Annotated in this window: 13 protein-coding genes; 7 read left to right on the forward strand and 6 right to left on the reverse strand. The window is 65.1% G+C overall.

Going from position 1 to position 20,830, the window contains the following annotated elements:
- Window positions 1-147 precede the first annotated feature (147 nt).
- The 4 genes from carB to O0880_RS22175 all read right to left on the reverse strand — a co-directional run bounded on the left by carB (window position 148) and on the right by O0880_RS22175 (window position 6,392).
- Window positions 148-3,384 carry a carbamoyl-phosphate synthase large subunit gene (gene carB / locus O0880_RS22160; RefSeq protein WP_289888806.1) on the reverse strand — a complete coding sequence of 1,079 codons (3,237 nt, stop codon included), beginning with the start codon at window positions 3,382-3,384 and terminating at the stop codon, window positions 148-150.
- Window positions 3,377-4,555, reverse strand: coding sequence for a glutamine-hydrolyzing carbamoyl-phosphate synthase small subunit (carA, locus tag O0880_RS22165; protein ID WP_071324217.1), 1,179 nt, complete (start codon window positions 4,553-4,555; stop codon window positions 3,377-3,379). The genes carB and carA overlap by 8 nt, the downstream gene beginning before the upstream one ends.
- Window positions 4,556-5,016: 461 nt before the next feature.
- On the reverse strand, window positions 5,017-5,421 hold the full coding sequence (locus tag O0880_RS22170; RefSeq protein ID WP_071324218.1) for a heme-binding protein: 405 nt from the start codon (window positions 5,419-5,421) through the stop codon (window positions 5,017-5,019).
- 59 nt (window positions 5,422-5,480) lie between these two features.
- Window positions 5,481-6,392 carry a patatin-like phospholipase family protein gene (locus O0880_RS22175; RefSeq protein WP_289888810.1) on the reverse strand — a complete coding sequence of 304 codons (912 nt, stop codon included), beginning with the start codon at window positions 6,390-6,392 and terminating at the stop codon, window positions 5,481-5,483.
- 178 nt (window positions 6,393-6,570) lie between these two features.
- On the opposite strand from O0880_RS22175, the gene O0880_RS22180 reads away from it, so the two are divergent.
- The 4 genes from O0880_RS22180 to O0880_RS22195 all read left to right on the forward strand — a co-directional run bounded on the left by O0880_RS22180 (window position 6,571) and on the right by O0880_RS22195 (window position 11,359).
- Window positions 6,571-7,230: a hypothetical protein gene (locus O0880_RS22180; RefSeq protein ID WP_289888811.1), complete on the forward strand. Its 660-nt coding sequence runs from the start codon at window positions 6,571-6,573 to the stop codon at window positions 7,228-7,230.
- The gene (locus O0880_RS22185) at window positions 7,227-7,514 is read left to right on the forward strand and encodes a barstar family protein (RefSeq protein WP_289888812.1); all 288 of its coding nucleotides are present in this window, start codon (window positions 7,227-7,229) and stop codon (window positions 7,512-7,514) included. Before O0880_RS22180 ends, O0880_RS22185 begins: the two co-directional genes overlap by 4 nt.
- A gap of 367 nt (window positions 7,515-7,881) precedes the next feature.
- On the forward strand, window positions 7,882-9,588 hold the full coding sequence (leuA, locus tag O0880_RS22190; protein ID WP_289888813.1) for a 2-isopropylmalate synthase: 1,707 nt from the start codon (window positions 7,882-7,884) through the stop codon (window positions 9,586-9,588).
- Window positions 9,589-9,757: 169 nt separating this feature from the next.
- Entirely contained in the window at window positions 9,758-11,359 is a 1,602-nt protein-coding gene (locus O0880_RS22195) for a methyl-accepting chemotaxis protein (RefSeq protein ID WP_289888814.1), read from the forward strand.
- 5 nt (window positions 11,360-11,364) lie between these two features.
- On the opposite strand, the gene egtB is transcribed toward O0880_RS22195, so the two are convergent.
- Both egtB and egtD read right to left on the reverse strand, forming a co-directional pair.
- Window positions 11,365-12,600, reverse strand: a complete 1,236-nt coding sequence (egtB, locus tag O0880_RS22200) for an ergothioneine biosynthesis protein EgtB (protein WP_289888815.1) — start codon at window positions 12,598-12,600, stop codon at window positions 11,365-11,367.
- Window positions 12,601-12,607: 7 nt separating this feature from the next.
- Window positions 12,608-13,597 carry an L-histidine N(alpha)-methyltransferase gene (gene egtD, locus O0880_RS22205; protein WP_289888816.1) on the reverse strand — a complete coding sequence of 330 codons (990 nt, stop codon included), beginning with the start codon at window positions 13,595-13,597 and terminating at the stop codon, window positions 12,608-12,610.
- 333 nt (window positions 13,598-13,930) lie between these two features.
- Between egtD and O0880_RS22210 the strand changes: the two genes are divergently transcribed.
- From O0880_RS22210 to O0880_RS22220, 3 genes are all read left to right on the forward strand, one after another.
- Window positions 13,931-14,623 (forward strand): ABC transporter ATP-binding protein, encoded by a 693-nt coding sequence (locus O0880_RS22210; protein WP_071324224.1) that lies wholly within the window; start codon window positions 13,931-13,933, stop codon window positions 14,621-14,623.
- Window positions 14,624-14,804: 181 nt separating this feature from the next.
- Complete coding sequence (locus tag O0880_RS22215; protein WP_034786045.1) at window positions 14,805-15,092, forward strand: hypothetical protein; 288 nt, start codon at window positions 14,805-14,807, stop codon at window positions 15,090-15,092.
- A 288-nt stretch (window positions 15,093-15,380) separates the two neighbouring features.
- Window positions 15,381-20,819: a CHAT domain-containing protein gene (locus tag O0880_RS22220; RefSeq protein WP_289888819.1), complete on the forward strand. Its 5,439-nt coding sequence runs from the start codon at window positions 15,381-15,383 to the stop codon at window positions 20,817-20,819.
- Window positions 20,820-20,830: the final 11 nt, after the last annotated feature.

Consider the following 20,830-nt stretch of genomic DNA (forward strand, 5'->3'; position numbering starts at 1 on the left):
CGGCGCCGTTGCCAGTGTTTTATCAAGGTTAACGGACTTACCAAGTGAAAACCACAGAGGCCGCGCGCTGCTCTGCACGGAACTCTGTGGTTGATAAGCATGCAGTGTACCGCCTAACGGCGGCCACTGCAAATAACACGCGGACTACTAAGCTTGTTGCAGGGTCTTGTGCAGGCCTTGCAGATCGTACACGCGCAACTCATCGAGGTGACGGATGCCTTCGACGGCCGCTTCCGCGCCGGCGATGGTCGTGTAGGTCGTCACGCGCGAGGCCAGGGCCGACGTGCGGATGGCCCGCGAATCGACGATGGCGCTGCGTTTTTCTTCCACGGTGTTGATCACCAGCACGATTTCATGGTTCTTGATCATGTCGACCACGTGCGGACGGCCTTCGATCACCTTATTCACTGGCGTGACGGCGATGCCGGCAGCAGCGATCACGGCGGCCGTGCCCTTGGTGGCGACGACGGTGAAACCGGAGTCGACCAGGTCGCGCGCCACTTGCACGGCACGCGGCTTGTCCGACGCTTTCACGCTGATGAAGACCTTGCCCGATTTTGGCAGGTTCACGCCGGCGCCCAGTTGCGATTTCACAAACGCTTCGCCGAACGTCAGGCCCACGCCCATGACTTCGCCCGTCGATTTCATTTCAGGGCCCAGGATGGTGTCCACGCCAGGGAACTTGACGAACGGGAACACGGCTTCCTTGACGCTGAAGTATGGCGGCACGACTTCCTGCGTGATGCCTTGCGAGGCCAGCGACTGGCCGACCATGCAGCGCGCGGCGATCTTCGCCAGTTGCAGGCCCGTGGCTTTCGAGACGAAAGGCACGGTGCGCGAAGCGCGCGGATTGACTTCCAGCACGAAGACGACGTCTTTCATCTGGCCGTCGATCTCTTGCTTCTGGATCGCGAACTGCACGTTCATCAGGCCGACCACGTTCAGGCCCTTGGCCATCAGCGCCGTCTGGCGTTTCAGTTCTTCAATGGTTTCCGGTGCCAGCGAATACGGCGGCAGCGAGCAAGCCGAATCGCCCGAGTGGACGCCAGCCTGCTCGATGTGTTCCATCACGCCGCCGATGAAGGTGGTTTCGCCGTCGGAGATGCAATCGACGTCGCACTCGATGGCGTCGTTCAGGAAGCGGTCCAGCAGCACGGGCGAATCGTGCGAGACCTTGACGGCTTCGCGCATGTAGCGCTCGAGGTCGCGTTGCTCGTGGACGATTTCCATGGCGCGGCCACCGAGCACGTACGATGGACGCACGACCAGCGGGTAGCCGATTTCCTGCGCCAGCGCCAGGGCGTCGGCTTCCGTGCGCGCCGTGCGGTTAGGCGGCTGGCGCAACTCCAGGGTATGCAGCATTTGCTGGAAGCGCTCGCGGTCTTCGGCCGCGTCGATCATGTCGGGCGAGGTGCCGATGATGGGCACGCCATTGGCTTCCAGGTCCAGCGCCAGTTTCAATGGCGTCTGGCCGCCGTACTGCACGATCACGCCCACCGGTTTTTCGATGGCGACGATTTCCAGCACGTCTTCCAGGGTCAGCGATTCGAAGTACAGGCGGTCCGAGGTATCGTAGTCGGTCGAAACGGTTTCTGGGTTGCAATTGACCATGATGGTTTCGTAGCCGTCTTCGCGCATGGCGAGGGCAGCGTGGACGCAGCAATAGTCAAACTCGATACCCTGGCCGATACGGTTCGGGCCACCGCCCAGCACCATGATCTTTTTCTTGTCGGTCGGGTTCGATTCGCACTCTTCGTCGTACGTGGAATACATGTACGCCGTGTCGGTCGAGAACTCGGCCGCGCACGTGTCGACGCGCTTGTAGACGGGACGGATGTTCAGCGCATGGCGCTGCTGGCGCACGGCCGTGTCGGTCGTCTGCAGCAGGAAGCCCAGTCGACGGTCCGAGAAGCCCTTCTGTTTCAACTTGTACAGGGTGTTCTTGTCCAGGTTTTCCAGCTTCTGCGTGTCGAGCCACAGTTCCAGGTCGACGATTTCCTTGATCTGGATCAGGAACCATGGGTCGATCTTCGTCAGGTTGTGCACTTCTTCCAGGGTGAAACCCTGGGCAAACGCATCGCCCACGTACCAGATGCGCTCGGGACCAGGCTCACCCAGTTCCTCTTCGATCTTTTCGCGGTCCTTGGTCTTTTCGTTCATGCCGTCCACGCCCACTTCCAGGCCGCGCAAGGCTTTCTGGAACGATTCCTGGAAGGTACGGCCGATCGCCATCACTTCGCCGACGGATTTCATCTGCGTCGTCAGGTGGTGGTCGGCGGTCGGGAATTTCTCGAACGTGAAACGGGGGATCTTCGTGACGACGTAATCGATCGACGGCTCGAACGATGCCGGCGTGGCGCCGCCCGTGATTTCATTGCGCAGCTCGTCCAGGGTGAAACCGACGGCCAGCTTGGCGGCGATCTTGGCGATCGGGAAACCCGTCGCTTTCGATGCCAGGGCCGACGAACGCGACACGCGCGGGTTCATCTCGATGACGATCATGCGGCCATCGACGGGGTTGATCGAGAATTGCACGTTCGAGCCACCGGTGTCGACGCCGATCTCGCGCAGCACTGCCAGACTGGCATTGCGCATGATCTGGTATTCCTTGTCCGTCAGGGTTTGCGCTGGCGCAACCGTGATGGAGTCGCCCGTGTGCACGCCCATCGGGTCCAGGTTTTCGATCGAGCAGATGATGATGCAGTTGTCCGCCTTGTCGCGCACCACTTCCATCTCGTACTCTTTCCAGCCCAGCAACGATTCTTCGATCAGCAGCTCTTTCGTCGGCGACGCTTCCAGGCCGCGCTTGCAGATGGTTTCGAATTCTTCTTCGTTGTAGGCGATGCCGCCGCCGGAACCGCCCATGGTGAACGATGGACGGATGATGGTCGGGAAACCCAGGGTGCGCTGCACGGCCCACGATTCTTCCATCGAGTGCGCCACGCCGGAGCGTGCCGAACCGAGGCCGATCTTGGTCATCGCGTCCTTGAACTTGGAACGGTCTTCGGCCTTGTCGATGGCTTCCGGCGACGCGCCGATCAGCTCGACGTTGTATTTTGCCAGCACGCCATTGTTGAACAGGTCCAGCGCGCAGTTCAGCGCCGTCTGGCCGCCCATCGTCGGCAGGATGGCGTCAGGACGCTCCTTGGCGATGATGCGTTCGACGACCGACCAGGTGATCGGTTCGATGTACGTCACATCGGCCATTTCCGGATCCGTCATGATGGTCGCAGGATTGCTGTTGACCAGGATGACCTTATAGCCCTCTTCGCGCAGGGCCTTGCACGCTTGCGCGCCGGAATAGTCGAATTCGCAGGCCTGGCCGATCACGATCGGGCCAGCGCCAATAATCAGAATACTTTTAATATCTAAACGTTTAGGCATTTTTCTTTTTCTCCTCCGCAGCCATCAGGTTGATGAAGCGGTCAAACAGGTAAGCAACATCCATCGGGCCCGGCGACGCTTCAGGGTGGCCCTGGAAGCAGAAGGCCGGCTTGTCCGTGCGGGCAAAGCCCTGCAGGGAGCCGTCGAACAGCGATTCATGGGTCACGCGGCAGTTCGCGGGCAAGGTTGCCGCGTCGACGGCGAAACCGTGGTTTTGCGAGGTAATCAAGACCTGTTTCGTTTCCAGGTCCTGCACCGGGTGGTTGGCGCCGTGGTGGCCGAACTTCATCTTCAGCGTTTTCGCGCCGGAGGCCAGGGCCATGATCTGGTGGCCGAGGCAGATGCCGAAGGTCGGGATGCCCTTCTCGATCAGCTCTTTCGTCGCCGCAATGGCGTAGTCGCACGGTTCCGGATCGCCGGGACCGTTCGACAGGAAGATGCCGTCCGGGTTCAACGCTAGGGCGTCGGCGGCGGAGGCTTGCGCCGGCAGCACGGTGACCTTGCAGCCGCGCGCCGTCAGCATGCGCAGGATGTTGCGCTTGACGCCGTAGTCGAAGGCGACGACGTGGTATTTCGCGTCGGCGTCGGCCAGCTGGCCATAGCCTTCGCCCAGGGTCCATTCCGTTTCGCGGTATTCGTAGGCTGCCTTGCTCGATACGACCTTGGCCAGGTCCATGCCGGCCAGGCCGGGGAAGGAACGGGCCAGTTCCAGCGCTTGCGCGGCCGATGGCTCATTGCCTTGCGTGCCGACGAGGATGGCGCCGCCCTGCGCACCTTTTTCACGCAGGATGCGCGTGAGCTTGCGTGTATCGATGCCGGCGATGGCGACGATATTTTCAGCTTTCAGGTAGTCGGACAGGGAAAGGGTGGAACGGAAATTGGATGCCAGCAAAGGCAGATCGCGGATGATGAGGCCAGCGGCGTGAACCTTGGAAGATTCGACATCTTCCGGATTGACGCCCGTATTGCCGATATGGGGATAGGTCAGGGTGACCATCTGGCGGCAATAGCTTGGGTCGGTAAGGATTTCCTGATACCCGGTCATCGAGGTATTGAAAACAACCTCGCCCGTGGTATGACCGGCGGCACCGATCGAAAAACCTTTGAAAATCGTTCCATCAGCAAGCGCTAATATGGCTGGAACGGCAGGGCCAGAAAAAAATGGCGGCAAGGGCAACTCCTGATAAAGTTACCGTAGCTGCGCCACGTCAGACCGACCGCCTAGATACCCGAGCTGCATGCACTCAGGGCGTTTCAACGGTCATTTTGAATGAGGGGATGGGTAGTCGCTACGGTATATGTGTGATTGGCTAAACCTTTGAATTATAACCAAAAGGAAGCTTTTCCACAAGGAAGAAAATTCAGAAAGCACGGCATTTTTTTGCGCAGCAACAAAAACCCCCGCCCCATGAAAAAAGCCGCCCGGCGTGTGCGGAGCGGCTCATTCATTCTTCCCAATCCGCAATAGCGGCTACTACTTATCTTCCGCTCAGCCTGTTGCCAGCTTCACGGCACCTGGCAAAACCGTAGCGCGCGGAGATGATTTGTGGCCGAGAAGCGCAAGCGTACTAAAGTACGGTGAGCATCGCCGGCCGCACAGCGCGCCGCGCAGCAGGTTTGGCCACGTGTCCATCACACCAGTGCGGCGATACCTGCTTTGGCGATTTGCGCGTCTTCCGCCGATTTGACGCCCGAGACGCCGACGGCGCCCACATAGTGACCGTCGAACACGATGGGCACGCCGCCTTCGAGCAAGCCGTCGATTTCCGGCGCGCTCAGGAACGAGACGCGGCCGCCATTGATCATCTCTTCATAGATGCGCGATTCGCGGCGGCCCAGGGCGGCCGTCTTGGCTTTCGACGGGGCGATGTGCGACGAGATCGGCGCCACGCCGTCCATGCGCTGCAACCACAGCAGGTGACCGCCGTCGTCGACGATGGCGATCACGACCGCCCAGTTATTCTTGACCGCTTCCGCTTCGGCGGCGGCGGCGATTTTCTTCACGTCATCCAGGGTCAAAATCGGTTTCGATTGCATGATGCTTCCTTGTTATGTTGAATCAAAATTGTATACGAAATGCGCGGCGGCGCTATCCCCTACTGCTCGCGCTTGGCTTTCAGCTTTTGCTTGAGCTGCGCCATCACGGCAAAGGTCGCCTGCTCGCCCGCCAGGATCGCCTGGTTGCGGCTGTTGAAATCGTTGCCCTTCATGGTGCCCAGGCTGGGCTGGATCACCACGTCCGCATCCTTGAGTTCGAACTGGTTGATGCGCTGGCCCATGATGGCAAACGTCTGCATGATCACTTCCATCGAGCTGATGGCCTTCTGTGTATCCGTTTGCGACGAAATATTCACGGCGATGATGAAATCGGCGCCCATGTCGCGCGCAAAGCGCACGGGCACGGGAGCGACGAGGCCGCCATCGACATAGGTGTGGCCCGCAATCGTCACGGGCTGGAATACGCCCGGCACGGCCGACGAGGCGCGCACGGCCATGCCGGTATTGCCGCGCTGGAACAGGATCGGCTGGCCGTTCTTCAAGTCCGTGGCCACCACGCCAAACGGTATCTTCAGCTTTTCCAGCGGCACGTTGTTGACTGCCTTGTTGACATAGCTTTGCAGCGCTTCACCCTTGAGCACGCCGGACGACTTGCCGAACAGGGGCAAGGCCCAGTCGGAAATGGCCGCCTCGTCCATGTCGAACGCCATCTTTTGCAAGGCAAAGCCGGAGTTGCCCGCCGCATACAAGGCGCCCACCACGCTGCCGGCGCTGGTGCCCGTGACGAGGTCGGCGACGATGCCCTGCGATTCGAGCGCCTTGATCACGCCGATATGCGCGAAACCGCGCGCCGCGCCGCCGCCCAGCGCCAGGCCGATCTTGATCTTGCGCGGCGGCACGACGATGGGCTCGGGCGGCGTCAAGACTTGTACGGGTTTCGGGGTGGTGGTATCGCAGCCGGCCAGCGCAAAGGCGGCCAGGGCAAGCAGGGTCAGGCGTTTAGGAAACATGGTGGCGAGGGGGAACCGCACGCGGCAGTGGCAATAAAGGAGAGCCGATTGTAGCGCAAGCGGGGCCGCCGGCACTGAAGCCTGTCTTAAATGTTTATAAATGACAATGTTTGTGCGCACCGCGGTTGCCACCAAACTGCTGCTAGACTGGCGCCTGATTTTTTTACCTGCTTCCGATATGACAGAACATCAATTTGCCGACAGCCGCGCCCTGCACGCACCGTTTGCGCAACAGTTATCGGCCTGTCCGGCCGACGGCGCCCTCGCCTGGCTGACCGCCATCCTCGCCACGCAGGCGCCCGCACTGCGCTCCGCGAACGCCATCTTGCTGGCCTACACGGGCAACCATGCCGCCATCGACTGGATCGACGCCAATGTCGGCTCGCCGGTGGCAGGGCAATGGGGCGTGGCGGCGGCCCTGCTGGACACGCCCTGGCCCCGCATCGCCGGCTGGCTCGGACAAGGCGGCGCGCACCGGCTGATGGCGCTCGACGCCCTGCTCGCGTATCGCAAGCCGGCGGTCAACATGTCGCCGCTGGAACAGATCGCCGCTCCCGTGCTGGCGCAGGCACCCGCGCGCGCGGAACTCGACGCGGCACTGGCCGCCTGCCTGGCCGCGTCCGCCACGCCACGCATGCAGGCGGCGGTGAGCTCCATCAGCAAGCATGCCGGCGAGATCCTGCGCGGCGGCCCACGCGGCGTGGCGGTGCTGGACTTGCCGCGCCTGTACCTCGACCCGGCAGCGTTCCAGGATGCGCCTGCCATCCTGGAGCGCCACGAGACGGTGGTGGGCGGCATGCGGCAAAACCTGCAGAACTTGCTCAAGGGCATATTATGAGCAGGCCGGCCCATGTCCGCATCGACTTGAGCGAGATCCACTCGCCGCGCCAGTTGCATGCGGCCCTGGCCGCCGCGCTGGGATTTCCCGCCATCTACGGCATGAACTGGGACGCCTTCTGGGATGTCGTCACGGGCCTGGTGGACATGCCGCAACAGCTGGACTTCGCCGGCTGGCAGGCACTGGAAGCGCGTCTGCCGCGCGAGGCCGCCGTGCTGCGGCGCAGCCTGGCGCGCCTGGCCGCCGAGTTCCCCGCGCTGGCCGCCCACGTGCGTTACGCCTGAAGCAAGGCGTCACCAGTAAACGCTTGACAGCCTGCCCCAACCTCCCTTACATTAAGTGCATGTCCTCCCTCAAACTTCATTCCCCTTCCCTGCTGTCGCTATCGCGACTACTACTAGCACGCGCATAAGTTTGCCGCATTGCTTCGCCTGGCCACACGCCGGCGTGTTTCAAAAACCCTGGAAGGTTTGATGATGTTTGCACCATCCCCCGCTACACCCGTAACTTCTGACGCGACCGCCGCTGGCGCCGTTGCCGTGCTTTGCCTGCTAAAACTACCGATCGCTTGCCTGGCCTAGTGTCTCGTGGCCGCCCGGCAAGCTTGCGCCACAACCATTGATTTCCCCCTATCTTCAGGAGTACCCGATCATGATGTTGCAGAACCCAGCTTCCAAGTACCGCGCCTTCCCTCCCGTCAAATTGACCGACCGTCAATGGCCGAACCAGATCATCAGCAAACCGCCTATCTGGATGAGCACCGACTTGCGCGATGGCAACCAATCGCTGATCGAGCCGATGAGCGCGGAAAAGAAGCTGCGGTTCTTCGACATGCTGATCGCCATCGGCCTGAAGGAAATCGAGGTGGGCTTCCCTTCCGCCTCGCAGACGGATTTCGACTTCGTGCGCAAGCTCGTCGATGAAAACCGCATCCCGGACGACGTCACCATCATCGTGCTGACGCAGTCGCGCGAAGAGCTGATCCGCCGCACGGTGGAATCCGTGGCCGGCGCCAAGCGCGCCATCGTCCACCTGTACAACTCCGTGGCGCCCGTGTTCCGCAAGGTCGTGTTCGGCATGTCGCGCGAGGAAATCACGAACATCGCCACCACCGGCACCACGCTGGTGAAACAACTGGTGGCGCAGCATCCGGAAACGGAATGGGGTTTCGAATACACGCCGGAATCGTTCTCCACCACGGAACTCGATTTCTCCAAGCATATCTGCGACGCCGTCAGCGCCATCTGGAAGCCGACGCCGACCAACAAGATGATCATCAACCTGCCGTCGACCGTGGAATGCAGCACGCCCAACGTGTATGCGGACCAGATCGAATGGATGTCGCGCAAACTCGCGCGCCGCGATTCCATCATCATCAGCGTGCACCCGCATAACGACCGCGGCACGGCCGTCGCGTCGGCCGAGCTGGCCGTGATGGCGGGCGCCGACCGCGTGGAAGGCTGTTTGTTCGGCAATGGCGAACGCACCGGCAATGTCGACCTGGTGACCCTGGCCATGAATCTGTACACGCAAGGCGTGCATCCGGGCCTCGATTTCTCCGACATCGACAGCGTGCGCAAGTGCGTCGAGGAATGCAACCAGCTGCCCGTCCACCCGCGCCACCCGTATGCGGGCGACCTCGTGTTTACGGCATTCTCCGGTTCGCACCAGGATGCGATCAAGAAAGGTTTCGCCAAGCAAGAAGCTGGCGCCATCTGGGAAGTGCCTTACCTGCCGATCGACCCGGCCGACCTGGGCCGCAGCTATGACGCCGTGATCCGCGTCAACAGCCAGTCCGGCAAGGGCGGCATGGCGTACTTGCTGGAACAGGAATACGGCCTGGTCTTGCCGCGCCGCCTGCAGATCGAATTCTCGCGCGCCGTGCAAGCCGTGGCCGACGCCACGGGCCGCGAAATCGCCGCGCACGATATCCACGACATCTTCCAGAAGGAATACCTGGAGCAGACGGCGCCATACGCCTACGCTTCGCACCGCATGGTGGAAGACACGAGCAGCGATGAATCCGTGCAGATCGACATCAGCCTGTCGCACCGCCAGACGCCACTGGCCCTGCAGGGCGGCGGCAACGGCCCCATCGACGCCTTCGTCAATGCGCTCGGCCTCGACATCAAGCTGATGGATTACCATGAGCATTCGATCGGCTCGGGCGCCAATGCGCAGGCCGCCTGCTATGTGGAATTGCGTCTCGATAACGGCCCGACCCTGTTCGGCGCCGCCATCGACAGCAATATCGTCACCGCCTCGTTCAAGGCCGTGCTGTCGGCCGTGAACCGCCGCATCAAGCAGACGGACGCGGAAAAAACAACGGCAGCCGAGGTGGCGGCGAACGCCGTCTGAGTCCTCGTCACGCGCCCCTCATAGGGAGAAAAAGCGGTACGGCTTGATCGCGGTGCCGCTTTTTCATTTCTATAGGGCAATTAGTAGTGCCAATCAGGTATTGCCCGCCGTATAATCAATTCATAACAAGACCACCGGAGACAGATCATTAGCTACCGAGGGAATCACAATGAAATTGACGGATATGAAGATAGGCGCGCGCCTGGGCGCCGCGTTTGGCGTGGTACTGCTGCTGATGGCGGCACTGGTATTGACGGGCTTGTTGCGCCTGGACAAGATCGGCGCGCTCAGCGACTCCATCATCGAACGCGACTGGGCCAAGGCGGACGCCATCGCTACCATCCGCAGCACCACGCGCTCGAACGCGGCGCTCGTGCTGGAACTGTTCATCCATGAAGATCCGGCCAGGGCGGCGGCCATCCACACGGAAATCGACGCCAACAAAGTCACCATCACGCAGGCGCTGGACATTCTCGACCGCCTGATCGTCTTGCCAGAAGCCAAGCAACTGCTGGCCACCCTGAAACAGCAGCGCAAGGCCTATGTCGTTTCGTTCAGCCAGGCCGACAAGTTGCTGGTGGCGGGAGAGCGCGCACAGGCGGCCACGCATGTGCGCGACGATACCCTGCCGGCGCTGAGCCGCCTGCAACAAACCGTCAATACCCTGAACGACGTGCAGCGCGGCGTGGTCGTGCATGGCGGCGACTTGATACACCAGAATATTTCAGCGGCGAATGTGCTGATGGCCAGCTTCGGCGCCACCGCCCTGTTGCTGGGCATCCTCTTTGCCTGGCGGGTCACGCGCTCGATCACGACGCCCGTCGCCTACGCCTTGCGCGTGGCGCAAGCCGTGGCCGCGGGCGACTTGAGCAGCAAGATCGTGGCCGAGGGCAAGGATGAAACGGCCCAGCTGCTGCATGCGCTGCGCGAGATGAACGACAACCTGGCCACTCTGGTGGGGCAGGTGCGCGGCGGCACGGGCACGATTGCCGTGGCGTCGAGCCAGATTGCCAGCGGTAATGCCGACCTGTCGGCCCGCACCGAGGCGCAGGCCAGCGCGCTGGAAGAGACGGCGTCGTCGATGATCGAACTGACCGGCACCGTGCGCAGCAACAGCGACAATGCGCGCCAGGCGGACAGCCTGGCCCGTTCCGCCTCCGCCATCGCCCAGCGCGGCGGCACGGCCATGGCCCAGGTGGTCGACACCATGGACGCCATCAATGCATCTTCGCGCAAGATCGTCGACATCATCGCCGTCATCGACGGTATTGCCTTCCAGACCAACATCCTGGCCCTGAACGCGGCCGTGGAAGCGGCGCGCGCCGGCGAGCAGGGGCGCGGCTTCGCCGTCGTGGCGTCCGAAGTGCGCAACCTGGCGCAGAGGTCTGGCCAGGCGGCCAGGGAAATCAAGGAACTCATTGCCGACTCCGTCAACCGTGTCGGCCAGGGCGCGCAGCTGGTCAGCCAGGCCGGCGCCACGATGGATGAAGTGGTGGCCAGCGTGGGCAGAGTGAGCGCCATCGTCGGCGACATCAGCGTCGCCAACCACGAGCAGAGCGAAGGCATCGAACAGATCAATGCCGCCATCATGCAGATGGACCAGACGACGCAGCAGAACGCGGCCCTGGTCGAACAGGCGGCCGCGGCGGCGGCGGCCATGCATGAACAGGCGGGCGACCTGGAAACCCTCGTCAGCCAGTTCAAGCTGGAACAAGGCGGCAAGGACCTGGCGCCGTCCCGCCCTGCACCGGCCGTGCCGCGCTTGCAGTAAGCGACTTACTCCACCTGGCGCGCCAGGCGGATGCCGGAAAATTGCCAGCGCGCGCCGGCCGGGAAGAAATTGCGGTAGCTGGCGCGCGCATGGCCGGCCGGTGTGGCGCAGGACGAGCCGCGCAGCACATACTGGTTCAGCATGAACTTGCCGTTGTATTCGCCGAGCGCGCCCGGCGCCGTGCGGTAGCCCGGATATGGCGCGTAGCTGCTGCTGGTCCATTGCCAGCAATGGCCGAACAGTTGCCGCAGGCCCGTGCCGGGCGTGGCGGCGGCCGGATGCAGCTGGCCGACCTCGACGACCATGCCTTGCGCGGCCACTTCCCACTCCGCTTCCGTCGGCAGGCGCGCGCCCGCCCAGTGCGCATAGGCGTCCGCCTCGAACAGCGACAGGTGCGTGGCCGGCGCCAGCGGATCGAGCGGGCGCAAGCCGAACAAGGTGAATTCCTGCCAGCGGCCCGCCTCATCGCGCTGCCAGTACAGCGGACACTGCAGTCCCTGGCTGCGCACCCAGTCCCAGCCTTCGGCCAGCCACAGGTGCGCCGCGCGGTAGCCGCCCGCCTCGATGAAGGCCAGGTACTCGCCATTCGTCACCAGCGCGCAGGCCAGCTGGAACGGCGCCACGTATTGCGGATGGCGCGGCAATTCATTGTCGAAGCAAAAGCCGTCGCCCGCGTGGCCGATCTGCGCCAGGCCGCCGTCAAAGGCGACCCAGTCGACGGCAACGGCCGCCTGCTGACCGGGCGCGGCAATGGCGCTGTCCAGGTAGGCGGGAAACAGGGGGCTGTGCGCCAGCAGGTGTTTGACGTCCGTCAACAGCAATTCCTGATGCTGCTGCTCGTGTTCGAGGCCCAGCGCCAGCAGCATGGTCAGCCGTTCGCGCTCGGGGCGCGCCAGTTCGCCGGCCAGCAGGCGAGCGATGCGCGCATCGACATCCATCCGGTAGGCGCGCACGACCTCCATGCCGGGCCGCGTCAGCAAGCCCCGCTGCGCGCGCGGATGCTTGTCGCCGACGCCGTTGTAATAGGAATTGAACAGCACGCGAAAGGCCGGATGGAATGGCGCGAACGCCGCTTCCATGCTTTCCAGGATAAACGTTTCGAAAAACCAGGTGGTATGCGCGAGGTGCCATTTCACGGGGCTGGCATCCGGCATCGATTGCGCGCCGCAATCCTCGTCCGACAGCGGTTCGGCCAGCAGCAGCGAGTGCCGGCGCACCTTGTTGTAATGATCGATCAGCATCTTTTTCTTAATCCCTGATGACGCGCGCGTAAATCACGGCAAACCACTGCTGCGCGTCCATCCAGACTTGCGCCGTGGAAAACCCCGCCTGCTCCAGCAAGCCGACGAAACCGGCCCGCGTGTATTTATAGCTGTCTTCTGTATGGATGCGCTCGCCTTTCGCGAAGCGGCGCTGGCCGCCCTGCCAGCGCACCAGCTGCTCGCTGCGCGCTTCCAGGTGCATCTCGACGCGGCTTTCGTCGGCATTGAAAAAGCCGTGGTGGCGCCACGCGCGCACGTCGAAATCGGCGCCGATCAAGCCGTTCACGTGGCGCAGCATGTTCAGGTTGAAGGCGGCCGTGACGCCGAGCGCGTCGTCGTAGGCCGCGTCAAGGATGGCGTCGTCCTTGATCAGGTCGACGCCGATCAGCAAGCCGCCATCGCCGTCGGCATTCGCGCGCAGCCGGCGCAAAAAGGCGATCGCTTGCTCAGGAGCAAAATTGCCGATCGACGAGCCGGGATAAAAGAACAGGCGCCGCGCGTCGCGCACGCTGGCCGGCAAATCGAGGCGACTGGAGAAATCGAGGCCCAGGCCGCTCATTTCGATATGTGGGAAGCGCTGCTGCAAGCGGCTCAATGATTCACTGAGGAAATCATAGGAGATGTCCACGGCCACGTACTGGGCCGGGTGCAGCAGCGGGAACAGGCTGGCCGCCTTGGCGCAATTGCCCGCGCCCAGGTCGATCAGGGTGCTGCCCGGCCCCACCGCATGCGCGATCTCGGCGCCGTGCTGCGCAAAGATGGCCGCCTCCGTGCGCGTCGGGTAATACTCGGGCAAGGCGCAGATGGCCTCGAACAGTTTCGAGCCCAGCGCGTCGTACAGGTACTTGGGCGAGGTCCAGGCGGCCTGCGCCAGCAAGCCGCTGGCGATCTCGGCGACGGTGGCGGGCGTGGCGCTGGCCGTTGCCCGGCTGGCGGATGGAAAATCGGACTGCTGCTGCGCGAATGGCATGGTCATGGGCTGGCGTCGTCTCTCAAGGTTCTCGATGGGCTTGCTTGACTTGCACCTGGCAACACCCCTGCCGCAGCCTGCGCTGCAAGCCCTGGCGGGCGCCTTTGCCGATGCCTTTTTCCCATCATAGCGGAATCCTTCAAAGCCAGCCGTGCGGCAGGTAACTTAAGGTCAACACGGGGCCGCGCGAGGCGGCGCGCACGCAAAAGTGGTATTGCCAAGCAAAAAGGGCAAGCCTGTCGTATACTACACATTGCCGGCCAAACAATCCGCGCGCCATTGTAGTCCCCAGGCCCCCCTCTCCCCCGCGTGCCTCCCTTTACGATAGTCGTTAACACCATGCTCGAATTGCGCCATCTGTCGAAGTCCTATGCCAATGCCCGGCCCGTCCTGGCGAATATTTCCTGCCGCTTCAAGGCGGGGGAATTCATCGCCATCATGGGCGACTCGGGCGTCGGCAAGTCGACCCTGCTGAACCTGATCGCCGGCCTCGATACGCCCGACGCGGGTGCCGAAGCGCACCCTATCCTGGTGGACGGCATCGCCATGTCCAGCCTCGATGACGCCGCCGCGACCCGGCTGCGTCGCGCCCGCATGGGCTTTATCTTCCAGGCTTTCCACGTCTTGCCGCACCTGACCCTGCTGCAAAACGTGGCCCTGCCGCTGCTGCTCAACGGCCTGCCCCAGGAGCGTGCCGCCAGCATGCTCGAGGCGGTCGGACTGGGCGGACGCGGCGGCGATTTTCCGCAGCAATTGTCGGGCGGCGAAATGCAGCGCGTGGCGATCGCCCGCGCGCTCGTGCACAAGCCCGCGCTGGTGCTGGCCGACGAGCCGACCGGCAACCTCGACCCGGACACGGCGCACGGCATCCTGCAATTGCTGCGCGCCGAGATCAAGGCCAACGGCAGTTGCGCCATCATGGTCACGCATTCGCTGGCCGCCGCCGAAATGGCGGACAGGACCATGATATTGACCAAAAGCGGATTACAAAATACAACAATCGTCAACCGAATTGATCAAACAATCAGTTAATTTAACTGACCATGTGTCACAAGTTTTGTTATCGTAGTATTATTGAAAACACTTGCCTGGTTATCAATGTTTTAACGCGAATGTTGTACTACGTCAGCCAGAGAGCCGTACTGCGATGACGAACTATAGCCGGGGCCCGTTTTCCGGGCTCCGTCCCTTGCATAACCTGAAGGAGGAGTAAATGAACGTTCGGCAAAAGAAGCTGGAAATGATTGAAGCGATGAACCGGGCGCGTGCGCTCGAACCATCGAGTTTTGTGCCCAACAAGCTGCTCGATACCCTGATCGAGAAGATGAATCTGAAAAATGATGCGGAACTGTGCAGAGTACTGGAAGTCCAGCCTCCCATCATCAGCAAGATTCGGCACGGCAAATTGTCGGTCGGTGCAACGATTTTATTGCGCATGCATGAAAAATCGGACATCACCATCCGCGAACTGAAGGAACTATCGGCTACCCCGGTACACTGAAACACCACGCTGTTGTCTTGCCATGCCAGGCACCCAGGTCCCCGGCGCCATGAACTTTTGCCATGAAATTCGCGTAGTTCGCTCACAGCAGAGCACCCTTTACCGAAGAAACCCAGCCCAAACCATGCTGCCTGTTTCTCCGACCATGCGCTCCAGCGCAACATCTGCCCTGCCACTCCCTCCCGCAGTACCGTCCGCCCGCCACATTCCCGCTTCGACTTGATCTGACGCAACACGCATTGCCGCCTCCCGTATCAAGGTCAGCTTTTAGCCCATTCCTTCGATAGCATGTCCAGCGACCACACCGCGCCGGGCGCGCCGCCCGTGCTGCGCCTGACGCTCACGCGCGATGCCCTCGCCAGTGCCGGCGACGGTCCCGTCGCGCCCGGCTGGCATAGCGAAACGCATGTGCTGTCGGGCGCGCGCGGCATCGGCAGCTGCCGCGTGGCGCTCGATATCGGCCCGGGCGACGTGGTGGAGCTGCTGCTGTGCGACGGCAACTCCTTGCTGGCGAGCAGCCTCGACCTGCCCCGTTACCTGGGCCCGCCCGGCGCCGCGCGCGACGGCGTCCCGGCCAGCATCGAGGTGGGCCTGGCCCTGCGGCCGCAGGCGCCGCGCCAGCCGCCGGGCGCCAGCCGCGACGGCCTGGGCGCCTGGATGCTGCGCGCGCTGCGCGTGTACCGCAGCGGCGTCGGCGCCATGACGGCGCTGGCGGCGGCCGGGGCCTTCCAGGATCGCCAGCTCGAGCAGCGCCTGGGGCTGTACCGCTGCGGCATGGAGCCGGGCAGCCTGATACAGGTCGCCAGCGTGCCGGCCGGGCCCGAACCCGTGCTGTTGCTGCTGCACGGCACGGCCTCGTCGACGCCGCGCAGCTTTGGCGGCCTGTGGCGCGCCGGCCTGGCGCCGCAGCTGATGGCCCTGTATGGCAACCGCATCTATGGCTATGAACACCGCAGCCTCAGCGAAAGTCCCATCCACAATGCGCTGATGCTGGTGCGCCAGCTGCCGCACGGCGCCGTGCTGCACCTGCTGGCCCATTCGCGTGGCGGGCTGGTGGGCGAATTGCTGGCGCGCGCGCAACGGATCGACAGCCGCGGCGCCGTCGACCTGGCCGACGACGGCCTGGGCCGCCTCGGTGAAAACACCGTGGGCGGCGAAGCGTTCAACGGCCACGATATCGAGCATTTCACGGCGCAGTCGCAGCTGTGCGGACGCGGCGGCCATGCCGGCGATGCGGCCTGCCTGCGCGAACTGAGCATGGAACTCAAGACGCGCGCCATCCGCGTCGCCCGCTTCGTGCGCGTGGCCTGCCCCGCGCGCGGCACCACCTTGCTGTCGGGCCGCCTCGACCGCTGGGCCAGCGTGATGTTCAACCTGGCCAGGCCGGCGGCGCGCGTGGACGGCGGCGGCGCGGCGCTGGCCGAGGCGGCCGATGGCTGCGCCGCCTTCCTGCTGGCCGTGGTGCAGCAGCGCTGCGACGCGCGCATCCTGCCGGGGCTGGCGGCGATGATGCCCGACTCGCCGCTGGTGGCCCTGCTCAACGCGCCCGACGTGCGCGTGGCCAGCCCCCTGCATGTGCTGGCCGGCGCGTGCAGCGGCGACAGCTTGCTGGGCTGGCTGGGCGACTGCCTCGGCAGCATTTTCTATGGCGGCCAGAGCGACCTCGTGGTCAATTGCGCCTCGATGGCCGGCGGCGCCACGCGCAGCACGCCCGTGCGGCAACTGCTGCTGTGCGGCCCGCAGGTACACCACCTGAACTACTTCGAACGCGCGCCATCGAGCATGGCTACCCTGCGGGCGCTGGCCGGCGACGACGCCGCCTACCAGTCCCTGCCCGGCATCGAGCACGGCATGCTGGCGCGCGGCGGCGAAGTGCCGAAGCGGCGCGCGCAGGCGCCCATCGTGCTGCTGCTGCCCGACATCATGGGCAGCCATCTGCAGGTGGGCAGCAACCGCATCTGGTTCGACCCCGTCAACCTGGTCGAAGGCCGCATCGAACGCCTGGCCGTGGGCCAGCCGCACATCGTCAGCGCCGGCTGGCTCGAGCCGTGCTACGAACCGTTTGCCCGTTTTCTCGCGCAAAGCCAGGAAGTGCGGCCATTTACCTATGACTGGCGCCTGTCGCTGCGCGATGGCGCCGCCGCCTTCCTGCCCGTGCTCGACGCCGCCCTGCGCGATGCCGGGGAACGCGGCCAGCCGCTGCGCATCGTCGCCCACGGCATGGGCGGCCTCGTGGCGCGCCTGGCGCTGAAGGAACGCTGGCAGCGCCTGGGCGAGCTGCCCGGCAGCCGCCTGCTGCAGGTGGGCACGCCCAACGGCGGCACGCAGGCCATGGTGCAAGTGCTGCTGGGACGCGATCCGCTGGTGCAGATGCTGGCCAGCTGGATAGGCTGGAAGCACACGCGGCGCCAGTTCCTCGGCTTCGTGCGGGCCTTTCCCGGCGTGCTGGAAATGCTGCCGTGGCCGCGCGCGCAGGCAGGGCGCGATGCCATCGATTATTTCGACCCGGCCGCCTGGCGCCAGCTGGCGCAGGGCGACCACGCAGCGGACCTGCCCGGCGGCTGGCAGGCGCCCGAGGCGCAGGCGCTGGCGGCGGCGCGCGCCACCGTGGCCCTGCTGGAAGCGGCCCCGCTCGAGGCGCGCCACTGCAGCTACCTGGCCGGCTGCGCCGACACGCCGGTGGCGCTGCGCCTGCGCGATGGCGGCATCGAAGTGGCGTGGTCGCCGGACGGCGACGGGCGCACGGCGTGGGAAGGCGCCATCCCGGCCGGCGTGCGCGCCTGCTATGTGCCGGCCGCGCATGGCGACCTGCTGCTGCAGAAGGAGCTGTACCCGGCCATCGCGCAGCTGCTCGACAGCGGCCATGCGCCGCAGCTGGCCGGGCACCCGCCGCACCAGCCGGGCAGCATGCCGCCCCGCTTCCGTCCGCACGCGCCGGACGCGGCGCCGCTGTATCCGCTGCCGCAGGAATTGCTCGACGCGGCCATCGGCGCCGCCCGCCCCGCCGCCGCGCCGGAGAACCAGCCGCCGCGCCTGAGCATTTCCGTCATCCACGGCAGCATGGCCTCGGCCGACGCGCCCGTCATGAGCGGCTGCTATGCGTATGAATCGCTGCGCGGCAGCATGAGCTTTCTCGACCGCCTGCTGGGCGGCAAGCTGCAGGAAATCCATGCGCTGGGCCGCTTCCCGCAGCGCCCCGACGCCGCGCTGGTGGTGCTGCAGCCCGACGCGGCGCGCCGGCCCGGCGGCGCCATCGTCATCGGCCTGGGCGCGCTGGGCGAACTGACGCCCGGCGAACTGGCGCGCGCCTTTGCCGGCGGCCTGCTCGAATACGCGTGCGTCTGCCTGCAGGTGCGCGCCGCCGGCCAGCTGGCCGCGCCGCCCATGGCCGAACACGGCTTGCGCGTGGCCAGCCTGCTGTCCGGCTCGGGCTATGGCGGCTTGAGCATCGCCCTGTGCGCGCGCGCCCTGATCGACGGCGCGCGCAGCGCCAACCGGCGCCTGGAAGACGCGGGCATGGCGTGCCGCATCGGCCATATCGGCATCTACGAGCAATCCGAGGCGCGCGCCATCGCCGCCGCCGTGGCCATCGAACAGATCATGGCCGAAGCGCGCTACCAGGACAGCTTCGCGTTCGAGCGGCGCATCCGCCACAGCCCCGGCGGCTACCGGCGCATCCTGCCCAGCCTGAGCGGCGACAACGGCTGGCGCCGCGTGCAGATCGTCGCCGCCGATCTCTCCGGCGCGCTGCGCTTCACCCTGCTGACGGACCGCGCCCACAACAGCGTCGACGAGGAACCGAACCAGCGGCAAGCCGTCGATGGCCTGATCATGGACGCCACCGACAACACCACCGACCAGCCGGGCCTGTCGCGCGCCCTGTACGAACTGATGCTGCCAAACGGCCTGAAGGCGGCCATTCCCGAGATGCGCGGCCTGATCCTGGCCGTCGACCAGAGCGCCGCCATCTACCCGTGGGAGCTGATGCGCGACGAGGCGGGCAGCGAGGAAAGCCCGCTGTCGACGCGCATCGGCATGGTGCGCCAGCTGGCCAGCCTGCGCGAACAGCCGCCCGCCATCAGCCCGCCCAGCAACAGCGTGCTGGTGATCGGCGACACGGATTCCGGCCTGCCCGAGCTGCCCGCCGCGCAAGCCGAGGCGCAGGACGTGGCGCGCATGTTCGGCGCGTATGGCTACCAGGTGCGCGAGCTGCTGCGGCCGCAGGCGCAGCGCGTGCTGGTGCACCTGTTCGACGAGCGCTATTTCGCCATCCACCTGGCCGGCCATGGCGAAGTGGCCGGTCCCGGCATCGCCCATACGGGCCTGGTGCTGGGGCCGAAGACGCGCCTGACGGCGGCGCAGGTGAGCAAGCTGAAACGCGTGCCGCAATTCGTCTTCGTCAATTGCTGCCACCTGGGCGACATGCGCCCGGACGCCATCGCGCCGTGGTCGAAGCTGGCCGCCAGCCTGGCCACGGCCTTCATCGAAATGGGCGCGCAGGCGGTGATCGCGGCCGGCTGGCGCATCGACGACCAGGCGGCCAGCATCTTCGCGCACAGTTTTTATCACGCCATGCTGAGCGGCGAATATTTCGGCGACGCCGTGCGCCTGGCGCGCGAGGCGACCTACCTGCAGTTTCCCGCCTCGAACACCTGGGGTGCCTACCAGGCCTATGGCGATGACCGCTACCGTTTTCCGAACACGCAAAGCCGGCCCTGGCAGGCGCCCGACTACCGCTACCACGGCCATTTGCTGGCCGACCTGGAAACCCTGCACGCGCGCCTGGCCGGCGCCGATGCGGCGCGGCGCGCCGCCATCGAGAAAAAGCTGTCGAGCATCGAGGAAGCCGTGCGCGCGCGCTTCTTCGGCTGCGCCGACATCCGCGAAAACATGGCCGCCACGCGGGCCGGCCTCGGTGGCCTGGACAACACCCTGCGCGCCATCGAACATTACCGCGCGGCGCACAGCGCGGCCGACGGCAAGGTGGCCTTGCGCGCCATGGCGCACTGGGCCGAACTGGAAATACGCCAGGGCGCGGCCCTGTGCGGACTCGATGCGGGCGCCGGCATCGACGTGCCGGCCACGCCCGACCCCGAGCAGGGCCGGCAGCTGATGCAGGACGGCAAGCAGCATATCGACCTGCTGGTGGCACTGGCGCCCACGGCGCAGCGCCTGGCCCTGCTGGGCCGCTACTGGGCCTACGTCGCGCGCCTGGCCTGCAGCGGGGGGAGCTCGGGCGCGCCGGCCCTGCGCGCCATGACGGATGCCTGCCTGGCCGCGCTGGACGAGGCGCGGCTGCGCAGCGGCGTGGCCGACTGCGACCTGATTTTCCAGGTGCTGGCGGGCGCCGTGCTGCTGAAGGTCCATGGCGACGACAGCGCCTGGCGCGCGCTGCACCCGCAGCTGGGCGAGCTGCTGCACGACGCCATCGCCTATGCGCGCCAGCGCCATGCGGACGAACACCGCGCCATCGACGCCGGCGCCCCCGTGCGCGCCGCCCTGCTGGCGGCCCTGTGGCAGGTGCCGGACGGCCAGCCCTTCGATGCGCCGGCGCGCGCCGCCTTCCTGGCGCTGTACCACGACGCCGTGCGGCGCCACGGCAGCATCGGCGAACCGGAAGCGCTCACGCTGCCCGTACGCTTCCTGCTCGAACTGCTGCCGCCCGACGGCGCGGACGCCGGCCTGCGCGCCGCGCTGCAGGCGCTGGCCGGCCAGCTACGGCCGTGAGATGCGCAGGC

Source organism: Janthinobacterium sp. SUN118 (genome assembly GCF_030397695.1).
Classification (GTDB): Bacteria; Pseudomonadota; Gammaproteobacteria; order Burkholderiales; family Burkholderiaceae_D; genus Janthinobacterium.

Bases quoted from the DNA above. Each gene is read 5' to 3' on its own strand.
- carB (WP_289888806.1), bottom strand. From the start codon at position 3,384: ATGCCTAAACGTTTAGATATTAAAAGTATTCTGATTATTGGCGCTGGC.
- O0880_RS22170 (WP_071324218.1), bottom strand. From the start codon at position 5,421: ATGCAATCGAAACCGATTTTGACCCTGGATGACGTGAAGAAAATCGCC.
- O0880_RS22175 (WP_289888810.1), bottom strand. From the start codon at position 6,392: ATGTTTCCTAAACGCCTGACCCTGCTTGCCCTGGCCGCCTTTGCGCTG.
- O0880_RS22180 (WP_289888811.1), top strand. From the start codon at position 6,571: ATGACAGAACATCAATTTGCCGACAGCCGCGCCCTGCACGCACCGTTT.
- O0880_RS22185 (WP_289888812.1), top strand. From the start codon at position 7,227: ATGAGCAGGCCGGCCCATGTCCGCATCGACTTGAGCGAGATCCACTCG.
- leuA (WP_289888813.1), top strand. From the start codon at position 7,882: ATGATGTTGCAGAACCCAGCTTCCAAGTACCGCGCCTTCCCTCCCGTC.
- O0880_RS22195 (WP_289888814.1), top strand. From the start codon at position 9,758: ATGAAATTGACGGATATGAAGATAGGCGCGCGCCTGGGCGCCGCGTTT.
- egtB (WP_289888815.1), bottom strand. From the start codon at position 12,600: ATGCTGATCGATCATTACAACAAGGTGCGCCGGCACTCGCTGCTGCTG.
- egtD (WP_289888816.1), bottom strand. From the start codon at position 13,597: ATGACCATGCCATTCGCGCAGCAGCAGTCCGATTTTCCATCCGCCAGC.
- O0880_RS22210 (WP_071324224.1), top strand. From the start codon at position 13,931: ATGCTCGAATTGCGCCATCTGTCGAAGTCCTATGCCAATGCCCGGCCC.
- O0880_RS22215 (WP_034786045.1), top strand. From the start codon at position 14,805: ATGAACGTTCGGCAAAAGAAGCTGGAAATGATTGAAGCGATGAACCGG.
- O0880_RS22220 (WP_289888819.1), top strand. From the start codon at position 15,381: ATGTCCAGCGACCACACCGCGCCGGGCGCGCCGCCCGTGCTGCGCCTG.